This is a genomic window from Amycolatopsis sp. NPDC058278 (assembly GCF_042881395.1).
In the GTDB taxonomy this organism is placed as follows: domain Bacteria; phylum Actinomycetota; class Actinomycetes; order Mycobacteriales; family Pseudonocardiaceae; genus Amycolatopsis.
On record NZ_JBHVXZ010000003.1, the window covers coordinates 110,781 to 128,919 of the forward strand.

Genomic DNA, 18,139 nt, shown 5'->3' on the forward strand with positions numbered 1-18,139 from the left:
CGATGAGCAAGATCCGCCGGGTCGCCGTCACCAGCCCGCAGACCCGCCTCGCCCACGCGCGCCGCCGGTCGCGCGGCCGCTGGCGCCAGCCCCGGCTCCCCGCGGGCGACACCCAGCGCGCCACCGCCCTCTACACCGCCCAGCGCCGCCGCGGCATCCCCGCGCTGGTCCTCATGTTCGCGCTGCTGCTCGGCCTCCCCGGCGTCTTCGCGATCTTCCCGGCCCTGGACACCGTGCGGCTGCTGGGAATTCCGCTGTCCTGGCTGCTGCTCGCGGTCTTCCCCTACCCGGCGATGGCGCTGCTGGCCCGCTGGCAGCTGCGGCGCGCCGAGCGTCTCGAGGACGAGTAGTGGGCGTCGCGCTCGCCGTCGCGCCGGTCGTGCTCGTGACGCTGCTGATCGGCGTCCGCGGGGTCGCCGCCATGCGCACGACGTCGGACTTCCTCGTCGCGTCCCGCCGCATCTCGCCTTTGGTGAACTCGGCCGCCGTTTCGGGCGAGTACCTGAGCGCTGCCTCCTTCCTCGGCATCGCCGGGCTCGTCGTCAAGGACGGCATCGGCGCACTCTGGTACCCGGTCGGCTTCACCGCCGGCTACATCGCGATGCTCGTGCTCGTCGCCGCCCCGATGCGGCGGTCGGGCGCGCTGACCGTCCCCGACTTCGCCGAAGCCCGGCTCAACTCCCCCGCGCTGCGCCGCCTGGCCGCCGTGGTCGTCCTGGTGATCGGCACGATCTACGTCGTCCCGCAGTTCCGCACCGCCGGCCTGGTGCTCGCCGCGGTCGGCGGCACCCCGTACTGGGTCGGCGTGGTGCTGGCCGGCGCCGCGGTCAGCGTCACCCTGGCGCTGGGCGGCATGCGCGCGGCGACGTACGTGCAGGCGTTCCAGTTCGTCCTGAAGCTGCTGCTGTTCCTCATCCCGGCGATCTGGCTGGTGCTGCAGGCCGGCGCGGTCAACCGGACCGACGCGCTCAACCCCGTCGAGTTCACCCACTTCGCCCGCGAGACGCCGGTGCGGTTCGAAGTCGACGTCACCATGGAGATCCGCGAACCGACCCCGGTCCGCCGCAACGGCGTCGTCGAAATCCTGCCACCGGGCGAATTCACCGCGCACAGCCAGGACGAGGTCGTGTTCGGCACGGGCGCGGCCGTCCCGGCGGTCCGCGGCGGCGCCGCACTGGGCGGCCCCGACTGGCGGCGCCCGCTGCTCGACCTCGGCGACCAGGGCTACCCGCTGCTCGGCACCTGGGCCGTGCTCATCGCCACCATGCTGGGCACGATGGGTCTCCCCCACGTCCTGATGCGCTTCCACACCAGCCCGGACGGCCGCGCCGCACGGCGCACCGCCGCGATCACCGTCGCGCTGCTCGGCGTCTTCTACCTCTTCCCCGGCGTCTACGGCGTGCTGGGCCGGGTGCTCGTCCCGGGGCTGTACCTCTCGGGCGCGACCGACACCGTGGTCGTCGCCCTGCCGTACCAAGTGGACAGTGGCTGGGCGGGCGGGCTGTTCACGGCGCTGCTGACCGCGGGCGCCTTCGCCGCGTTCCTGGCGACGTCACTCGGCCTGCTGCTGGTGATGTCCGGCGCGCTCGCGCACGACCTCGTCCCCGGCGGGCTGCGGCGGCTGCGGATCGCCGTGTTCGGCGTCGCCGGGGTGATGGTGCTGCTGGCGCTGCGCTCGGCCGAGCTCGACGCCGGTGTCCTGGTCACCTGGGGCTTCACGGTGGCCGCGTCGACGTTCTGCCCGCTGCTGGTGCTCGGCATCTGGTGGCCGCGGCTGACCGCGACCGGCGGGATCGCCGGCGTGCTGACCGGGCTGGTGGCGTCGTCCGGCTCGATCCTGTTCGCCCTCGCCGGGCCGCCGCTGCACGGCTGGGTGGCGATCCTGGTCCAGCAACCGGCACCCTGGTCGGTACCGTTGGCGTTCGGCGCAATGGCGCTGGTCTCCCTGCGGGGCAGACCCCCCGGCTGGTCGACGGCAGCCATGCTGCGCCTCCACCTGGACGAACCCCGTTCGACCGGCCCCCGCGACCGTTCGTCAACCGTTCGTCGTCTGGCCCGGCTGTTGAACCGGTGAATCTTCACACGAGACTCACACGTCCCTACGGTGTCGCTCGTCACTTTCCGCAGCGTCGCAGGGAGCAGCAGCGATGAGCACGACGAACACCGGCGGGCCCCCGGACACATCCGAAACCATCTGGGAACGAGCGCACGAGAGCACCGAGTTCCGCGAACTGCGCAGCCGCCTGCGCCGGTTCGTCTTCCCGATGACGGCGGTGTTCCTCCTCTGGTACCTGCTCTACGTGCTCCTCGCGGACTACGCGCACGGCTTCATGAGCACGAAGGTGTTCGGCAACATCAACGTCGGCCTGATCTTCGGCCTGCTGCAGTTCGTCTCGACGTTCGTGATCACCGGCCTGTACGTCCGGTACGCGAACCGGAAGCTGGACCCGGTCGCCGAGAAGATCCGTGAGGACATCGAAGGCGAATCCGCGAAGGAGCAGGCATGACGAACATCGCCGCGGGCGTGGAAGGCAGCAACCCGCTCCTCAACATCCTCATCTTCGCCGCCTTCGTGGTCATCACGCTGGTGATCGTGTTCCGCGCGAGCCGCAACACGAAGACGGCGTCGGACTACTACGCCGCCGGCCGCGCGTTCACCGGCCCGCAGAACGGCATCGCCATTTCAGGTGACTACCTGTCGGCGGCGTCGTTCCTCGGCATCGCCGGGGCGATCGCGATCAACGGCTACGACGGCTTCCTCTACTCCATCGGCTTCCTGGTGGCGTGGCTCGTCGCGCTGCTCCTGGTCGCGGAACTGCTGCGCAACACCGGCAAGTTCACGATGGGCGACGTCCTGGCCTTCCGGATGAAGCAGCGCCCGGTGCGGGCCGCGGCCGCGACGTCGACGCTGATCGTGTCGTTCTTCTACCTGCTCGCGCAGATGGCGGGCGCCGGCGGTCTCGTCGCGCTGCTGCTCGGCGTCGAAGGCAAGGGCGCGCAGGCACTGGTGATCGCCGTGGTCGGCGTGATCATGATCGCCTACGTGCTGATCGGCGGCATGAAGGGCACCACGTGGGTGCAGATCATCAAGGCCGCGCTGCTGATCATCGGTGCGCTCGTGATCACCCTGTGGGTGCTCGGCAAGTACGGCTTCAACTTCTCCCAGCTGCTGCAGGCCGCCGTCGACAAGGCCGGCAAGGCCGGGCAGACGCTGCTCGGCCCGGGCAAGCAGTACGGCGCCACCGGAACGTCGAAGCTGGACTTCCTCTCCCTCGGCATCGCGCTGGTGCTGGGTACCGCGGGCCTGCCGCACGTCCTGATGCGGTTCTACACGGTGCCGACCGCGCGCGACGCCCGTCGCTCGGTGGTCTGGGCGATCGTCCTGATCGGCGTGTTCTACCTGTTCACGCTGGTCCTGGGCTACGGCGCCGGTGCGCTGGTCGGGCCGGACACGATCAAGAAGGCACCGGGCGGGGTCAACTCCGCAGCCCCGCTGCTCGCGCTCGAACTGGGCGGGCCGGTGCTGCTGGGCCTGATCTCCGCGGTCGCCTTCGCGACGATCCTCGCGGTGGTCGCGGGCCTGACGATCACGGCGTCGGCGTCCTTCGCCCACGACGTCTACGCGAACGTCGTCAAGCGCGGCAAGACGTCGCCGGACTCCGAGGTCAAGGTCGCCCGGCTCACCGCGGTGGTGATCGGCGCGCTCGCCATCGGCGGCGGCATCCTGGCCAACGGGCAGAACGTGGCGTTCCTGGTCGCGCTGGCCTTCGCGGTCGCGGCGTCGGCGAACCTGCCGACGATCCTCTACTCGCTGTTCTGGAAGCGGTTCAACACCCAGGGCGCGCTGTGGTCGATCTACGGCGGCCTGGCCATCACGATCGTCCTGATCGTCTTCTCGCCGGCCGTGTCCGGCAAGAGCACGTCGATGATCAAGAGCGTCGACTTCGCCTGGTTCCCGCTGAGCAACCCCGGCATCGTCTCGATCCCGGCCGCGTTCATCCTGGGCTGGCTGGGCACGGTCCTGTCCAAGGAGCACGACGAGAAGAAGTACGCCGAGATGGAGGTCCGCTCCCTGACCGGCGCGGGCGCCGAGAAGGCCGTGTCCCACTGATTCCGCCGACCCCGAAGGCCGTCGCGAGGGTGTTCCCGATCCCCTCGCGGCGGCCTTCGGCCATTTCAGTACGGCAGCTTGCCCTGCGCGACGCCCGCGAGTGTGGTTTCCAGCTGCTTCCGGATGTACTGCCAGAGCCCACCGCCCAGCGAAATCCTCGCCACCCCCAGATCGGCGAGGTCTTCGAGACCGGGGCTGCCCGGCCACGCGGCCGTGTTGACCGCACCCCCGGTCTCCCGCACGAACTCCGCGATCAGCTCCGGCGTCCGGAGGTGGATCGGGTAGACGCAGTCGGCGCCGGCTTCGAGGTAGGCCTTCGCCCGGGCTACGCCTGCTTCGAGCGCTTCTTCCGGGTCCACTCCGCGGAAGGAGTCGACCCGGGCGTTGATCACCAGGCCGTCGCCCGCCGCCGCGCGGAGGGCGGCGATCCGGGCCGCCTGCTCGTCGACCGGCCGGACGTCGCCGGTCGCGTGGTCGGTGTCCTCGAAGTTGCAGCCGACGGCGCCGGCATCGAGCAGCCGGCCCGCCAGTTCGGCGCCGGACAGGCCGTAGCCCGACTCGGCGTCGACGGTGACCGGGACGCCGACCGCCTTCGCGATCCGCGCGGCGGCGGCGAACATCTCGGCCGCGGGCGCCTGCTCGCCGTCGGGGAAGCCGAGCGCGGCCGCCACGGCGACCGAGCTGGTCGCGATGGCGGGGAACCCGGCGGCCTCGACGAGCTTCGCGGTGTCGGCGTCCCAGGCGTTCGGCAGGACCAGCGGCTTGCCGGGGACGTGCAGCGCCCTGAGCGCGGCGGCGGTCACGCGTCCCGCTTCGGCAACGGCGTGTGGCTGGTGATGGTCATCCGGTTCCAGCTGTTGATGGCGATGATCTCCCACGCGACCGCTTTGTACTGGTCCTCGGTGAACACCTTCGCGGCCTGCTCGTAGACGTCGTCGGGCACGGTCTGCGTCGCAGACAGCTTGGTCATCGCCTCGGTGAGCGCGAGGGCGGCCTGCTCCTGCTCGGTGAACAGGTCGGTCTCGCGCCAGCCGTCGAGCACGAACAGCCGCCGCGGCGACTCGCCCAGCTCGAGCGCGTCGCGGGAGTGCATGTCGAGGCAGTACGCGCAGCCGTTGATCTGCGACGCGCGGGTCTTCACCAGTTCCAGCAGCTTGGGGTCGAGCCCCGCGTTGGCGCCGGCCTTGTTCACTTCGGCCTGCAGGTTCGCCATCGCCTGGTACAGCTCGGGAGCACCCCCGAGCCCGATTCGCTTGGTCATGCCGTCCACGCTAGTGCGAACTGGTCCACGGGTATGGTCCAGTCACATGACGGAATCGTGGTCCAGTTCCGGGCTCGACGTCCACCTCGGCTGGCAGCCTTCGACGGGCCGGAGCGGGCTCGCGGCGGCGATCCGCGCGGCCATCCGGGACGGCCGGTGGCAGGCGGGCGCGGCGGTGCCCTCGACCCGGTCGCTGGCCCACGACCTCGGGGTCGCCCGCGGGACGGTCACGCGCGTGTACGCCGATCTCGCCGCCGAGGGGTACCTGCGCACGGCCCAAGGCGCGCCGACCCGGGTGGCGACGGCGGGTTCGCTGCCCCAGTCCGCGCCGCGGCAGGTCCCGCGCGACCCGGCACCGCGCTGGGACCTGCGGCCGGGCCGGCCGGACCTGACGGCGTTCCCGCGGCAGGCGTGGCTCACCGCCACCCGCCGGGCCCTGCTGCGGACGCCGGCGTCGGCGTTCGGCTACGAGTCGGAGCTGGGCGCGCCGGAGCTGCGCGACACCCTCGCCGGTTACCTGGCCCGGGCCCGCGGGGTGGTCGCCGACCCGGCGCGGATCGTGGTGTGCCACGGGTATTCGCACGCCATCGCGGTGGTGTCCCGGGCGCTTTCCGGCCTGGGCGTCGGCGAGATGGCGTTCGAGAACCCTTCGCTGGGCATGTACCGGTCGATCGCGGCGGCGCAGGGCCCGCGGATCGTGGGCGTGGACGTCGACGGGCACGGCCTCGACGTGTCCGCTTTGGACAGTCCGGCGGTGGTCGTGACCCCGGCGCACCAGTACCCCACCGGCGTCACGCTGGCCCCGCCGCGCCGGGCGGCGCTGGCCCGCTGGGCGAGCGAATCGGGGGCGTTCGTGCTCGAGGACGACTACGACGGCGAGTTCCGCTTCGACCGCCAGCAGGTCGGGGCGTTGCAGGCGCTCGCGCCGGAGCGGGTGGTGTACGCGGGCACGGCCAGCAAGACGCTCGCCCCGGCTCTCCGGCTCGCGTGGCTGGTCCTGCCGCGTTCGCTGGTGGAGCCGGTCCGCGCGGCGATCGCCGACAGCGGCTCGCGTCCGGCGGTGCTGAACCAGCTGGCGCTGGCCGAGCTGATCGACTCGGGCGCCTACGACCGGCACGTCCGCCGCAGCCGCGCGGAGTACCGCTCGCGCCGCACCCGGCTGTTGGCGGCGCTGCCGGATTCCGTGCGCCCGCACGGCATCGCGGCGGGCCTGCACCTGCTGCTGATGCTCCCCCCGGACGGCCCATCGGAGGCCACGGCGCTGGCGGCCTGCCACCGCCGCGCGATCGGCATCGAGGGCCTGGCCGGCCACTGGATGACCCCCGACGGCCCCGGCGGCCTGATCGTCGGCTACGCGGCCACCCCGAAGCACGCCTTCGCCGGCGCAACCCGAAACCTGGTGGAGGCCCTAGCCGAAATCACCCCCTGACCAACCCCGCCACCACAAGTCCCGCCCCAACAACACGAGCCCCGCCCCCAATCACGCGAGATCCGCCCCCAATCACGCCAATCCCGTCCCCAAACACGCGAGTTCCGCCCCCAATCACGCCAGTCCCGCGCCCAAGCACGCGAACTGACCGCCCGCCTACGCGAGTCGACCCTCCAATCACGCGAGTCGACCTCCCAATCACGTGTGATGCGCCTCCAATCACACGCGCTGCCCCCTCAACCACGCATGAGGGCCGCCCCATCACGAGCGATACCCCGCCAAGCACGTGATGTCCGCGGGCCGCCCCACCGGAGCGGCCCGCGAGCACCGTCAGAACCAGCAGTCCGGCCGGACCCGCAGCAGTTCCGTGCGCAGCACCGGCGTGCCGTCGACCGGCGCCGGGTCCTCCGCGGTCGGCTGGATCCCGCCGGCCGCGACCTTGTCCAGGGTCTTCAACCCTTCCGCACCGACCGTGCCGAACACCGTGTAGTTCGGCCGCAGCGCGGAATCGCCGTACACGACGAAGAACTGCGAACCGTTCGTGTCCGGCCCCGCGTTGGCCATGGCGAGCAGGCCACGCGCGTAGACGCGACGGGCCCCGCTCGGGTCGGTCGGCGCCGGCGGCAGGTCCACCGGCAGCTCGTCCTTGTACTTGTAGCCCGGCCCGCCCTCGCCGGTCGCGGTCGGGTCGCCGCACTGCAGCACCTTCAACGTCGGGTACGCGGTCAGCCGGTGGCACACCGTGTGGTCGTAGAACCGGTGCCGGGCCAGGTGCAGGAAGCTCTGCACGGTGCACGGCGCCTTCGCGCGGTCCAGCCGCAGCGGCAGCGCACCCTGGCTGGTCGGAATGGCGACGTCGACCTTGCCGTGGCTCGGCGTGTGCCGCGGGTCGGGCGGCAGCGGCACCGGCCGCGCGGGCGGTTCGTCCGGGGTTTCGGTGTACTGGCAGGGCCCGTGGGTCGTCTTCGGCGGTGGCGCGTCGGCCGCCGTGGCGACGCCGTTCCCGGCCACGAACAACGCGCCCGCCGCCAGCGCGGTGAGAAGTGTCCTCTTCATTCTGCACGCCCTCCCAGTGATCGCCCGGTTCCGGAGCGCCCCGCAGTCTAGGGCCCGCCACCGACAGCCAGAACCCGCGAAAGTCGCCCCTGTCAGTCCATCGGGTGAACCTCGGCGCCCGCACCCCGGAAATTGTCGGACCCCCGGCGCACGATGGTCAGCACGCGGCAAAGCGCCGCCCGGCGAAAGGAGCACGAAGTGACGAGAACCGTTGGCACAGCAGGAATCCGGCAGCTTCTGCAGGCGGTCCTGCGGTTCCTGCGCGCCGTACCGGGGGCCGGCCGGAGGACACCGGACGCCGCGGTCGTCGCGCCGCGGCAACGGAAAGCGGTGAGCGAACGCCCCGGCCACGACCGGTCAAGAGCCGCGCCGGAAAGACGCCAGCGCGATCAGGAAGGTCAGCACGATTCCCGCGGCGATGGCGAACACCGCCGCCCGGATCCCGCTGGCGGTCGCGATCCGCAGCACCTCGTCGTCCAGCCCGCGAGCGCCGGCCGTGGTGTTGGCGATGAGGACGAGCACCGCGAGCCCGGCCGCCGCGCCCACACCGGAACCGGTGGTGACGATCCCCGAGGCGACACCCTGCCGGTGGGCGGGCACCCCCGTCGCCGCGGCGATGTACATGGCCGTGAAGACCATCCCGTCGCCGATGCTGACCGCGATCAGACCGGGCACCAGCCCGGCGTACGAGCCGTCCGGCGTGAGCGCGAACCCGAGCAAGCACGTGCCGACGGCGCCAGTGGCGAGCGCGCCGAGCAGGGTGCGCCGCATCCCGATCCGGGTCACGACGGAGCCGGCCAGCACCGAGCCGGTGACCACGACCGCGGTCGGCAGCAGGAACCCGAGCCCGGTGGCCAGGGCGTGGTAGCCCCACACGTCCTGGAAGTAGATGGACACGAAGTACAGCAGCGATCCGAAGGTGGCCGTGAACATGAACGCGACCACCAAGGCCAGAACGAGGCCCGGGGTGCGCAGCAGGCCGCGGGGCAGCAGCGGGTCCGCGCTGTGCCGCTCGATCACCGCGAAGGCCCCGAGCAGCAAGGCTCCCACGGCCAGGGCGGCCACGATTCCGGGCGAACCCCACCCCGCATCGGGCCCACGGACCAGCGCGAACGCCAGCGAGGTCACCGCGCCGGTGACGCTGAGCGTGCCGGCCAGGTCGAATCGCCGTCGCACCTCGGGCCGCCGGTCGGCGGCGATGAGCGCGAACGCCGGTACGATCGCGAAACCGGCCAGCGGAACGTTGACGAAGAACACCGCCCGCCACCCGAGACCCTGCGTGAGCACGCCTCCCAGCAGCACGCCGATGACCAAGCCGGCGGCCCCGGCTCCGCCCCACACGCTCAGCGCGCGGTTGCGGTCGCGTCCCTCGGCGAAGGTCGTGTTGATGATGGCCAGGGTGCTGGGAAAGACCAGCGCGCCGCCCAGGCCCTGAAGCGCGCGGCCGGCGAGCTGCCACAGCGGCACCGTGGCCAGTCCCCCGATCACCGAAGCGACCGCGTAAAGCGCCAGCCCGGCCACCAGCATCCGGCGCCGGCCGAGCAGGTCCGCGGCCCGCCCGCCGAACAGCAGGAACCCGCTGGAGGCGATCGCGTACGTGCTGATCACCGTCTGGAGGGTCTGGGCCGAGTACCCCAGGTCCCGGCCGATCTCGGGCAACGCGACCACGACGATGTACTGGTCGAGGGAAACGATCAGCATCGCGAACGCCAGCAACGCCAGCAGCGCGCCGCGGCGGCCGTGGCGCACCACCGCCGACTCCACGGAGGTCAGCCTCGGTTCGAACAGCATGAATGCCTCCCGATCGTCGCCACTGGACGACGCTGAACTGTACGCCTCAGTTCATATGAACTCAACAGTTCAGTTCAGGTGGCCGGTATGCTGCGTGCATGACGGACACGCGACGGCGCACGCCCACCGGCGAGCGCGCCGACCTCAAGCGCCGGGCGATCGTGGAGGCCGCGCGCGAGGTTTTCCTCGCTCGCGGTTTCGAAGCCGGGATCGACGTCATCGCGCATCGGGCCGACGTGTCGAAGGTGACGATCTACAACCACTTCGGCAGCAAGAACGAGTTGTTCCACGCCGTCATCCACGACGCCCTCAAGGAGGCACTCCAGCAGTCGACGTCGGCTCTCGAGCAGAGCCTGGCCGAATCCGAGGACATCCGGGAAATCCTCGTGCAGACAGCGCGGGGATGGGTGGCCGGGATGGCGCAGCCGCAGGTGCTCGCGCTGCGCGCGCTCGTCGCGAGCGAAGCACAGCGGTTCCCCGAGCTCGGCCAGGCGTGGAAAGCCCACGGCCCGGACCTGACGTCCGCCATCCTGACCCAGGAGTTCCGCAAGCGGATCGAGGCCGGCGAGCTCGACATCCCCGACATCGAGCTGGCACTGATCCAGCTCTACGCCCTCGTCCTCTACCCCCACTTCACCCACGCCGCGTACGGCGAGCAGATCGGAGAGAAGCGCACCGACGACCTCATCGGCCGTGGCGTGGACATGTTCCTCGCCTACTACTCGGCCAAAGGACGAAGCGCACCGCCGGACGCCGGCGCTAGCTCCGCAAGTCCGTGATCAGTTCGTCGGCCGCGGCGAACGGATCGAGCTCGCGCGCCACGACCCGCTCGGCGACCCCGGCGAGCCGTCCCCCGCCGCGCAGGTCGACGAGCTCGGCCCGCAACCGCCGGAGGGCGATGGCCTCGACCTCGTCGCGCGCCCTGGCGACCCGGCGCCGGGCCAGCTCGTCGTGCTCGACCAGCCAGGCGTGGTGCGCGGCCAGTGCTTGCACGACCTCGTCCACTCCCTCGCCCTTCGCCGCCACCGTCCGCACGATCGGCTGGCGCCAGCTCGGTCCGCGGATCTCCCGCCGGGCCAGCGAAATCATCTGCTTGAGGTCGTGCACCGTGGCGTCGGCGCCTTCGCGGTCTGCCTTGTTGACCACGAAGACGTCGGCGATCTCCAGCACGCCGGCCTTCGCGGCCTGGATGCCGTCGCCCATGCCCGGGGCGAGCAGCACCACCGTGGTGTCGGCCAGTTTCACGACGTCCACTTCGGACTGTCCGACGCCGACGGTCTCGATCAGCACGACGTCGAAGCCGGCCGCGTCCAGCACGCGCACCGCTTGGGGGGTCGCCCACGAGAGCCCGCCGAGGTGCCCGCGCGTGGCCATCGAGCGGATGAACACGCCGGGGTCGGTGGCGTGCTCGGTCATCCGGATCCGGTCGCCGAGCAGCGCCCCGCCCGAAAACGGCGATGACGGGTCGATGGCGAGGACCCCGACTCGCTTGCCTTCCGCGCGCAACGCGGTGAGCAGCGCCGACGTCGAAGTCGACTTGCCGACGCCGGGCGGTCCGGTGAGCCCGACGACCCGGGCCCGCCCGGTGTGCGGGGTCAGCGCCCGCGCGATCTCCGCGACGCGGGGGTGGGCGTCCTCGACGAGCGACAGCAGCCGCGCGACGGCGCGGGGTTGCCCGTCCCGCGCGCGGCCGACGAGGTCGTCGAGGTCGAGTGGGCCGGCCACTTACGCGGACGGCACCCGCAGCAGGAGGGCGTCGCCCTGGCCGCCGCCACCGCACAGCGCGGCCGCGCCCAGCCCGCCGCCGCGGCGGCGCAGTTCGTGGATCAGGTGCACGGCGAGCCGGGCGCCGGAGGCGCCGATCGGGTGGCCGAGGGCGATCGCGCCGCCGTTGACGTTGACCTTCTCCGGGTCGAGGCCGAGCTTCTCGGTCGAGACGAGCCCGACCGCGGCGAAGGCTTCGTTGATCTCGACGAGGTCGAGCGCGTCGGCGGTCAGGTTCGCCTTCGCCAGCGCGGCGCGGATGGCGTTCGACGGCTGCTCGTGCAGGCTCGCGTCGGGCCCGGCGACGACACCGTGCGCGCCGATTTCGGCGAGCGGCGTGATGCCGAGCTCCTCGGCCTTCGCCTTGCTGGCCACGATGACCGCGGCGGCGCCGTCGGAGATCTGCGAGGCCGAGCCCGCGGTGATGGTGCCGTCGGAGGCGAAGGCGGGGCGCAGCTTGGCGAGGCCTTCGGCGGTGGTGTCGGCGCGGACGCCCTCGTCGGTGTCGAAGACGACCGGGTCGCCCTTGCGCTGCGGGATGGAGACCGGCGCGATCTCGTCGGCGAAGTAGCCGTTCTTGATCGCCTCGGCGGCGCGCTGGTGGGAGCGGGCGGAGAACGCGTCCTGCTGCTCGCGGGTGACGCCGTAGCGGGAGTTGTACTTCTCCGTCGAGGAGCCCATGGCGACCTGGTCGAAGGCGCAGAAGAGACCGTCGTAGGCCATGTGGTCGACGAGGGTGGTGTCGCCGTACTTGAAGCCGGAGCGCGACTTGGGCAGCAGGTGCGGCGCCTGCGTCATCGACTCCTGGCCGCCGGCGACGACGAGGTCGAACTCGCCGGCGCGGATGAGCTGGTCGGCGAGCGCGATGGCGTCGAGGCCGGAGAGGCAGACCTTGTTGATCGTCAGCGCGGGCACGCTCATCGGGATGCCCGCGGCGACCGCGGCCTGGCGGGCCGGGATCTGGCCAGCGCCGGCGGTCAGCACCTGGCCCATGATCGTGTACTGGACCGCGTCCGGGGAAACCCCGGCGCGCTCGAGGGCCGCCTTGATCGCGACCCCGCCCAGCTGAGCGCCCGTGAAGTCCTTGAGGGAGCCCAGCAGGCGCCCGATCGGCGTACGGGCGGCACCCAGGATCACGGAACCGGACACGGCGTCCTCCAAGCATCGGCGCATGGGCAGTTTTCCCGACCATACCCGGGAGCAGGGCTTCTTGATGGAGCCAGTGTGAGGCGGGGCACGCGACGATTCCGCCTCGCCGCGGCGCGCGAGCCCCCTATCCTGCGTCCATGAATGACGCCCTGCGGCCGTTCGTGACGGCCATCGACCACGTCGGCATCGCGGTCCCGGACCTGGACGCGGCCATCGAGTTCCACCGCGCGCACTTCGGCCTGGAGGTCGCGCACGAAGAGGTGAACGAGGAGCAGGGGGTACGCGAGGCGATGCTGCGCGCCCCGGGCACGGCGGGCACGGAGACGCAGATCCAGCTGCTGGCCCCGCTGCGCGAAGACTCGGCGATCGGCAAGTTCCTGACGAAGAGCGGCCCGGGGCTGCAGCAGCTGGCCTACCGCGTGTCCGATGTGGACGCCGCGGCGGCGGCCCTGCGCGAAAAGGGCCTGCGCATGCTGTACGAGGCGGCGAAGAGGGGCACCTCCAACAGCCGGGTGAACTTCGTCCACCCGAAGGACGCGGGCGGAGTACTGGTGGAGCTGGTGGAGCCGGCAAAGGACGCACCGGCGCACTGAGCTCGACCGACCCGTTCGGCCGCAAGCATTCCGCCGGCCGTTCGGCGCCGAGCCGCGCGCCCACGCCAAGAATCGGGCGGGTGGGCGGCCGGTCCGAGCCGGGCGGACAGGCAGCGAATACACCGGCGAGCGCCGGCCGCTGGCGGGGCGGGGTAGGCGCGGGCACGCCTAAGCACCCACGTGCCCGACGGCCAAGAGTCCTCTGGCACAGGCACGCGCTTGGCGAGCCAGGCGCACCCCGGCCGGCCAAGGGGGCACGCCCCCAGCCAAGCCGACGCAACCCGGCCAAGCCCGCGCGCCCCAGCCCGAGCCCGGGCGCCCCACCCGAGCCCACGGCCCAACCCAGCTCTGCCCGCCACCCAGCCAAACCCGCGGCCCCAACCCAGCTCAGCCCGCAACCCAGCCAAACCCACGCGCCCAGCCCAAGCCCGGGCCCCAGCCCAGTTCAGCCCGCGCCCGGCCAAACCCGCTCGCCCCACCGAGCCCGAGCCCAGCCCGGCCCCGCGCCCCAGCCAAGCCCGCGCGCCCCGCGCCGAAGCGAGCCGGGCTAAGCGGGGGCGGCCTTGGACGCCAGGGCGTCGGCGATGAACGTCAACTCGCCGTCGAACTCCGCGGGGAGGTCGTCTTCCGAATGGCGGGCCGTTGCGTGGCGGTGGCTCACCGCGCGGGCCAGCAAGCCCGAGGCCCGGTCCACGTCGGCCGATGGCAACCCGCCGCCCGTTGCCGCCATGATCACCGCCCGGACCTGGCGGACCAAGACCTGGAAGCGGTCGTGGAGCGCGTCGCGGACCACGTGGTGGGTGTCGGCCTCGCGCCACAACAGGTGGGAGAGCCCCAGCGATCTGCTGAACCGGTGGTCCAGTTCGCGGACCAGGCGGCGCAGGCTGGCCGCCAGGTCGCCCGGGACCACCACCCCCGCCGGCTCGATGCGCTCGTCGGGCAACCTTGCGACGAGCGCCGTGAGCAAATCCGACTTGTGGCGGAAGTAGTAGTGCACCAGCCCCTTCGGCACGCCCGCCTGCTCCGCTATGCGCGAGGTCGGGGTGGCGTCGAAGCCGGACTCGGCGAAGAGCGCCTCGGCGGCGCGCAGGATGCGCTCCTTCGCCGAATCCTCGGTCATTCCCGTGCCTCCTCCGTCAGTGCTGCCCGGCCGTGCGGTGCGCGGCGTTCGCGACCGGCATCGCTGCCGCGCCGGCGATGACCGTCAGCACCCCGGCGATCCAGGACGTCCAGGATGCGCCGTTGAACTCCGTGTACCCCATCACCCACGGCGCGATGAAGAGCAGCACGCCGAGCGCGATCTGGATGCCTTCGCCGTAGACCATGCCCGGCATCGCCAGCGAAACCAGGCCGTCGAGTGCGATCAGCGCGCCCAGGACGACCATCGTCCACATCGCGGTCGTGTCCGTGCTCAGCCAAAGGGGTGAAAGAGCGGCGACCACCCCGATGACGACCTCGGCCCAGTCATGGGGCCGGGTCCACGCGCGCGTAGAGACTTCACTCATTCGTGCTCACCTCCGTCGGTGAAACTGCTGGTCGGGTGGGTGTACCCAGCACCCATGATCCGCTTGACTGGCCAACCGGTCAAGACCGACCCTGCACGGTTCGGCGTGTAATCGTGCTGTCCGTCTCGTACAGTTGTGGTCGCGTGTTACCGGCGAGTAATTTCTGCCGCCAACGCCCCCCATCTCCGCGGAGGAACCGATGACGCAGCTCGGCGAGATCCAACAGGCCATCCTGACCGGCGAGTTCGGCGCGGTCGGCTCGTTGCCCGTCCCCGAGAGCTACCGCGGGGTGACCGTGCACGCCGACGAGGTCGACATGTTCGAGGGCCTCGAGAGCCGGGACAAGGACCCCCGCAAATCACTGCACGTCGACGACGTCCCGGTGCCGGAGCTCGGGCCCGGTGAAGCGCTGGTCGCGGTGATGGCGAGCGCCATCAACTACAACACCGTGTGGACGTCGATCTTCGAACCGATCCCGACGTTCAAGTTCCTGAAGAAGTACGGGAAGCTCTCGCCGCTGGCCAAGCGGCACGACCTGCCGTACCACGTCGTCGGCTCGGACCTGTCCGGCGTCGTGCTGCGGACCGGCGTCGGCGTGCACAACTGGAAGCCGGGCGACGAGGTCGTCGCGCACTGCCTGAACGTCGAGCTCGAGAGCTCGGACGGGCACAACGACACGATGCTCGACACCGAGCAGCGGATCTGGGGCTTCGAGACCAACTTCGGCGGCCTCGCCGAGATCGCGCTGGTCAAGGCCAACCAGCTGATGCCGAAGCCGGACCACCTGACCTGGGAAGAGGCCGCCTCCCCCGGTCTGGTCAACTCGACCGCCTACCGCCAGCTCGTCTCGCGCAACGGCGCCGACATGAAGCAGGGCGACGTCGTCCTGATCTGGGGCGCATCGGGTGGCCTCGGCTCCTACGCGACGCAGTACGCCCTGAACGGCGGCGCCATCCCCGTGTGCGTCGTGTCCAGCCCCGAGAAGGCGGCGATCTGCCGGAAGCTCGGCGCCGAGCTGATCATCGACCGCAGCGCCGAGGGCTACAAGTTCTGGAAGAACGACGCCGAGCAGGACCCGAAGGAGTGGCAGCGCTTCGGGGCGAGGATCCGCGAGCTGACCGGCGGCGAGGACCCGGACATCGTCTTCGAGCACCCGGGCCGGGAGACGTTCGGCGCGTCCGTCTACGCCGCACGCAAGGGCGGCACGATCGTCACGTGCGCTTCGACGTCGGGGTACATGCACCAGTACGACAACCGCTACCTGTGGATGAACCTGAAGCGGATCATCGGCTCCCACTTCGCGAACTACCGCGAGTCGTGGGAGGCGAACCGGCTGATCGCGAAGGGTCTGATCCACCCGACGCTGTCGAAGACCTACTCGCTCGAGGAAACCGGGCAGGCCGCGCTGGACGTGCACCGCAACGCCCACCAGGGCAAGGTCGGCGTGCTCGCGCTCGCCCCGCAGGAAGGCCTCGGCGTCCGAAACGAAGAGAAGCGCGCGAAGCACCTCGACGGCATCAACGCGTTCCGCGGCGCCTGAACCACTTCCGCGCCGGGAGCGGCCCCGCTCCCGGCGTCGGGAACCCCCGGAAAACCACCCGATTCCGGCGGTTCCTTTCACCGCGGCAGACGACGCGTTCGGCGCACCGCCCGGGTGCTCACCCTTCCGTGACCCGGCTGCGGCTACGGTAGGCCCCATGAGCCTTGGCGATGAACGGGAGCTTGTGCCGCTGGGAGCCGGCTTCGACGTGGCGAAGCGCGGGTACAGCCGAGCGCAGGTCGACGAGCACCTCGAACGGCTGGACGCCGACCTGAAGATGCTCACCGCGGATCGGGACGCCGCCATCGCGCAGGCGGGCGACCTCGCCCGCCAGCTGGAGATCGCGCGCGGCGAGATCGCGGACCTGCGCGGGCAGGTCGACCGGCTCGCCCAGCCGCCGACGAGCGTCGAAGGCCTGTCCGAACGGCTGCAGCGCATGTTGCGCCTGGCGCAGGACGAATCCGCCGACACCCGCGCCCGCGCCGAAGCCGAGGCCGGGCACATCCGGGCCAAGGCCGAGACGGACGCCAGCGCCATGCGCGCCCGCTACGAGCAGCTGCTCACCGAGCTCGACCTGCGGCGCAAGGAGATGGAGGCGGAGCACCGCAAGGTGCTCGAGGACGCCCGCGCGGAGGCCAAGAAGATCACCGACGAGGCCGAGGCGGAGCGCAAGCGCCTCGACACCGAGTCCTCGGACCGCCGCACCAAGGTCGAAGAGGACTTCGAGATCGCGATGGCCTCGCGCCGCACCGAGGCGATGCGGGTGCTGGCCGAGCAGGAGGCGGCGAGCAAGGCCGAAGCCGCGCGGCGAGTCCAGGAAGCCACGCAGGACGCCGCCGACATCCGCGCGAAGGTCCTCGAAGAGGAGAAGGCCGCGAAGGCGGACATCGACCGCCGCCAGCGGGAGTCGGTCGCGGAGGCGAACAAGCGCCGCCAAGACTCGATCAACGAGGCCAACGCCCGGCTCGCGGAGGCCGCCGACGAGGCGCGGCGCCGCGTGACGTCGGCCACGGAGGAATCCAACCGGCGGATCACCCAGGCGAACGAGCGGGTCGACGCGCTGCGCAAGGTGCGCGGCGGGCTGGCCGAGCAGGTGCGCGCGGCGCGGGCGGTGCTGGCCGAGGCGCACACCGTCCTCGGCGACGACGTGAAGGTGCCCGCCGACGTCAAGACCGACCTGGTCACGGACGAGAAGCCGGACGCCGTGGACGACACCGAGAAGACGGTCCGGGCCTCCGACGTCGAGGAGACGATCCGGATCCGCGTCTCCGACGTGCCGAAGCCGAAGCCCGGGGCCAAGCCCGCGGCCAAACCGGCTCCGAAACCCGCCTCCAAACCGGCGGCGAAGCCGGCTCCCCGGGCAAGCGGAGCGCAGAAAGCGACTGGCGAGTAACCTTCCACCCGACACGGGCGCGGACGAGCCTGCACGGCCGGTACCGACCGGCTATCGTCCCTGCTCACGCGGGATCACCTGGAGGTTTTGCGCATGGGTGCGGCATATCGGACCGTGGTGGTGGGCACGGACGGCTCGGAGTCCTCGTTCGCGGCGGTGGACCGCGCGGCGGCGGTGGCCGGCGACGCGGGCGCCACGCTCGTCATCGCGTGTGCGTACTACCCGGCCAGCAAGTCCGACGTCGACAAGGCCCAGGACGTCCTCGGCGAGGAGGCGTACCAGGTCGTCGGCTCGGCACCGGCCGAGGACACGCTGCAGTCGGCACGGGACCGGGCGACGCGCGCGGGTGCGGAGAAGATCGACACGGTCGCGGTGAAGGGCGACCCGGTCGACTCGCTGCGCAAGGTCGTGCACGAGCGCGAGGCCGACCTGCTGGTGGTCGGCAACCGCGGGCTGAACACGATCGCCGGCCGGATCCTGGGCTCGGTGCCGTCCGAGGTGGCCCGCAAGTCCGGCGTGGACGTGCTCATCGTCCACACGACCTGAC

General features: G+C 71.6%; 18 protein-coding genes. 10 read left to right on the top strand and 8 right to left on the bottom strand.

The features are described 5' to 3' along the window. The first annotated feature begins 2 nt into the window (after nucleotides 1-2). The 4 genes from ACFVYA_RS02415 (at nucleotide 3) to ACFVYA_RS02430 (ending at nucleotide 4,111) form a co-directional block, all read left to right on the top strand. Nucleotides 3-350, top strand: coding sequence for a hypothetical protein (locus ACFVYA_RS02415; RefSeq protein WP_360168509.1), 348 nt, complete (start codon nucleotides 3-5; stop codon nucleotides 348-350). Then, the gene (locus ACFVYA_RS02420; RefSeq protein WP_285988908.1) at nucleotides 350-2,074 is read left to right on the top strand and encodes a cation acetate symporter; all 1,725 of its coding nucleotides are present in this window, start codon (nucleotides 350-352) and stop codon (nucleotides 2,072-2,074) included. Before ACFVYA_RS02415 ends, ACFVYA_RS02420 begins: the two co-directional genes overlap by 1 nt. A 73-nt stretch (nucleotides 2,075-2,147) precedes the next feature. Continuing rightward, nucleotides 2,148-2,507 (top strand): DUF485 domain-containing protein, encoded by a 360-nt coding sequence (locus ACFVYA_RS02425; RefSeq protein WP_285988907.1) that lies wholly within the window; start codon nucleotides 2,148-2,150, stop codon nucleotides 2,505-2,507. Next, complete coding sequence (locus ACFVYA_RS02430; protein WP_285988906.1) at nucleotides 2,504-4,111, top strand: cation acetate symporter; 1,608 nt, start codon at nucleotides 2,504-2,506, stop codon at nucleotides 4,109-4,111. Before ACFVYA_RS02425 ends, ACFVYA_RS02430 begins: the two co-directional genes overlap by 4 nt. 65 nt (nucleotides 4,112-4,176) lie before the next feature. Here the strand turns inward: ACFVYA_RS02430 and ACFVYA_RS02435 are convergent, their stop codons facing one another. Together ACFVYA_RS02435 and ACFVYA_RS02440 are read right to left on the bottom strand one after the other, a co-directional pair. After that, nucleotides 4,177-4,914 (bottom strand): isocitrate lyase/phosphoenolpyruvate mutase family protein, encoded by a 738-nt coding sequence (locus ACFVYA_RS02435; protein WP_387041465.1) that lies wholly within the window; start codon nucleotides 4,912-4,914, stop codon nucleotides 4,177-4,179. Then, nucleotides 4,911-5,372: a carboxymuconolactone decarboxylase family protein gene (locus tag ACFVYA_RS02440; protein ID WP_387041468.1), complete on the bottom strand. Its 462-nt coding sequence runs from the start codon at nucleotides 5,370-5,372 to the stop codon at nucleotides 4,911-4,913. The genes ACFVYA_RS02435 and ACFVYA_RS02440 overlap by 4 nt, the downstream gene beginning before the upstream one ends. A gap of 46 nt (nucleotides 5,373-5,418) precedes the next feature. Here ACFVYA_RS02440 and ACFVYA_RS02445 point away from each other — a divergent pair, with 46 nt between their 5' ends. Continuing rightward, on the top strand, nucleotides 5,419-6,801 hold the full coding sequence (locus ACFVYA_RS02445; protein ID WP_285988903.1) for a PLP-dependent aminotransferase family protein: 1,383 nt from the start codon (nucleotides 5,419-5,421) through the stop codon (nucleotides 6,799-6,801). Between the two features lie 330 nt (nucleotides 6,802-7,131). On the opposite strand, the gene ACFVYA_RS02450 is transcribed toward ACFVYA_RS02445, so the two are convergent. Both ACFVYA_RS02450 and ACFVYA_RS02455 read right to left on the bottom strand, forming a co-directional pair. Next, nucleotides 7,132-7,857: a peptidylprolyl isomerase gene (locus ACFVYA_RS02450; RefSeq protein ID WP_387041471.1), complete on the bottom strand. Its 726-nt coding sequence runs from the start codon at nucleotides 7,855-7,857 to the stop codon at nucleotides 7,132-7,134. A 357-nt stretch (nucleotides 7,858-8,214) separates the two neighbouring features. Next, nucleotides 8,215-9,648 (bottom strand): MFS transporter, encoded by a 1,434-nt coding sequence (locus ACFVYA_RS02455; RefSeq protein ID WP_387041474.1) that lies wholly within the window; start codon nucleotides 9,646-9,648, stop codon nucleotides 8,215-8,217. 98 nt (nucleotides 9,649-9,746) lie between these two features. On the opposite strand from ACFVYA_RS02455, the gene ACFVYA_RS02460 reads away from it, so the two are divergent. Next, on the top strand, nucleotides 9,747-10,427 hold the full coding sequence (locus ACFVYA_RS02460; RefSeq protein ID WP_387041477.1) for a TetR/AcrR family transcriptional regulator: 681 nt from the start codon (nucleotides 9,747-9,749) through the stop codon (nucleotides 10,425-10,427). Here the strand turns inward: ACFVYA_RS02460 and meaB are convergent. Continuing rightward, entirely contained in the window at nucleotides 10,408-11,373 is a 966-nt protein-coding gene (gene meaB / locus ACFVYA_RS02465) for a methylmalonyl Co-A mutase-associated GTPase MeaB (protein WP_387041480.1), read from the bottom strand. The two genes, ACFVYA_RS02460 and meaB, sit on opposite strands and share 20 nt — an antisense overlap. Continuing rightward, the gene (locus ACFVYA_RS02470; protein ID WP_387041482.1) at nucleotides 11,374-12,561 is read right to left on the bottom strand and encodes an acetyl-CoA C-acetyltransferase; all 1,188 of its coding nucleotides are present in this window, start codon (nucleotides 12,559-12,561) and stop codon (nucleotides 11,374-11,376) included. It abuts the gene before it with no gap. Nucleotides 12,562-12,698: 137 nt separating this feature from the next. On the opposite strand from ACFVYA_RS02470, the gene mce reads away from it, so the two are divergent. Continuing rightward, nucleotides 12,699-13,154, top strand: a complete 456-nt coding sequence (mce, locus tag ACFVYA_RS02475; protein WP_285988897.1) for a methylmalonyl-CoA epimerase — start codon at nucleotides 12,699-12,701, stop codon at nucleotides 13,152-13,154. Nucleotides 13,155-13,701: 547 nt separating this feature from the next. On the opposite strand, the gene ACFVYA_RS02480 is transcribed toward mce, so the two are convergent. After that, the gene (locus ACFVYA_RS02480; RefSeq protein ID WP_285988896.1) at nucleotides 13,702-14,274 is read right to left on the bottom strand and encodes a TetR/AcrR family transcriptional regulator; all 573 of its coding nucleotides are present in this window, start codon (nucleotides 14,272-14,274) and stop codon (nucleotides 13,702-13,704) included. 16 nt (nucleotides 14,275-14,290) lie between these two features. Beyond that, nucleotides 14,291-14,659: an SPW repeat protein gene (locus ACFVYA_RS02485; RefSeq protein ID WP_071831581.1), complete on the bottom strand. Its 369-nt coding sequence runs from the start codon at nucleotides 14,657-14,659 to the stop codon at nucleotides 14,291-14,293. A gap of 199 nt (nucleotides 14,660-14,858) precedes the next feature. Between ACFVYA_RS02485 and ccrA the strand changes: the two genes are divergently transcribed. From ccrA to ACFVYA_RS02500, 3 genes are all read left to right on the top strand, one after another. Beyond that, nucleotides 14,859-16,199, top strand: coding sequence for a crotonyl-CoA carboxylase/reductase (gene ccrA / locus ACFVYA_RS02490; protein WP_387041487.1), 1,341 nt, complete (start codon nucleotides 14,859-14,861; stop codon nucleotides 16,197-16,199). Nucleotides 16,200-16,383: 184 nt separating this feature from the next. After that, nucleotides 16,384-17,592, top strand: coding sequence for a chromosome segregation protein (locus tag ACFVYA_RS02495; protein WP_387041594.1), 1,209 nt, complete (start codon nucleotides 16,384-16,386; stop codon nucleotides 17,590-17,592). Nucleotides 17,593-17,685: 93 nt separating this feature from the next. Further along, nucleotides 17,686-18,138, top strand: coding sequence for a universal stress protein (locus ACFVYA_RS02500; RefSeq protein WP_285988894.1), 453 nt, complete (start codon nucleotides 17,686-17,688; stop codon nucleotides 18,136-18,138). The last annotated feature ends 1 nt before the right edge of the window (nucleotide 18,139 follow it).